Raw genomic sequence first — 1,276 nt, forward strand, 5'->3', positions numbered from 1 at the left:
TCTGGTCAGCTCTTCAGGCAGACTCATACGGCCAGTTCCTTTGGCCCGTTTCTTCGGGGCTGGTTTCTGCTGCTCCACCGAGCAGGACAGCTCTTCCTGTACTGACTGGGTCACACCGAGTACAAAAAGACCCATCTGGTTGTCCCCTGTATTGCCGTTGCGTTTCTCGCTTTTAAACCCGAAAATATACCTGCGGAGTTTATCCAGCTCAAAACCCAGATTGGCGATCACATGGTCTTTTTCAGCAAGAATCCCTTCTTTTTCAGCAAGAGCCTCTTCTTTTTCGGACAGCACCAACAAGGTCTCTTCATACAGTTTCTTGTAGTCCGTCTCCTTGTTTTCCATGACCTAAATATAGGTAAAAAAGTGCCTTAATAAGTATTTAAAGCCACTTTTAGCTCAAAATAAANTCCCTTCTTTTTCAGCAAGAGCCTCTTCTTTTTCGGACAGCACCAACAAGGTCTCTTCATACAGTTTCTTGTAGTCCGTCTCCTTGTTTTCCATGACCTAAATATAGGTAAAAAAGTGCCTTAATAAGTATTTAAAGCCACTTTTAGCTCAAAATAAACAGACTATTTTCAGTCTCTTTTTAAGGGGTCATAACGCTTTCTGAAGCTCACCGAAACTAGCCTTACCCCCTGTAACAGCAGACTGAGCTGACTGCTTGTGACAGCGTTTCCCGATAGTGCAGGACGTTCAAAAGTACCCTGTTCAAGCTTTTTGATGTACATGGCAAAACCGTCCCGGTCCCACTGCAGAAAGCGGATCTGGTTGGATCGCTTGCCGATAAAAACAAATACGTCTCCGTTCATCGGGTCAAAACCAAGTTTATTTCGGACAAGCCCGGCAAGCGAGTTGATCCCAAAACGCATGTCAGTTGGCTCATGGTACATGAAGTACCTCACAGAGCTGGACAGGGCCAGCATCAGCCCACCAGCTCACGGACAGTTACCACGTCCACAACCCCAAACAGTTCCACACTGACTCCGGAGGGATAACTGATCCTGGCGACAGGACTTGCCGTGATATGATCCATCGGAATAATCGAAAACGGGGAAGGGGAAGCTGTAGTGACCGAATCGGCGTCAAACTTCTTACACCAATAATAGAAGGTTGCTTTCGGGATGCCTTCCGATGCGGCAAAGGTTGCCTTGCTCTGACCGGATTCCTGCCATTTACAATACAGGGAATAATACGCTTCGTTGCTTATCTTTTTCATCCTGCAACATTATATATTTAGAACTCCTATATCAATATGGTTTTGTCGGACGCATAC

The 1,276-nt window shown here is 45.9% G+C and carries 3 protein-coding genes; all 3 read right to left on the reverse strand.

Annotation, left to right across the window (positions count from 1 at the left end; translation table 11 throughout):
• A partial coding sequence (locus U3A58_RS21665; RefSeq protein WP_323826482.1) for a transposase occupies positions 1-345 on the reverse strand: 345 nt, incomplete at its 3' end.
• A gap of 233 nt (positions 346-578) precedes the next feature.
• Entirely contained in the window at positions 579-905 is a 327-nt protein-coding gene (gene tnpB / locus U3A58_RS21670; RefSeq protein ID WP_323826367.1) for an IS66 family insertion sequence element accessory protein TnpB, read from the reverse strand.
• Between the two features lie 20 nt (positions 906-925).
• Positions 926-1,219, reverse strand: a complete 294-nt coding sequence (gene tnpA / locus U3A58_RS21675; RefSeq protein ID WP_323826368.1) for an IS66 family insertion sequence element accessory protein TnpA — start codon at positions 1,217-1,219, stop codon at positions 926-928.
• Positions 1,220-1,276 lie beyond the last annotated feature (57 nt).

Origin of the sequence: Algoriphagus persicinus, assembly GCF_035156415.1 — a bacterium.
In the GTDB taxonomy this organism is placed as follows: Bacteria; Bacteroidota; Bacteroidia; order Cytophagales; family Cyclobacteriaceae; genus Algoriphagus; species Algoriphagus persicinus.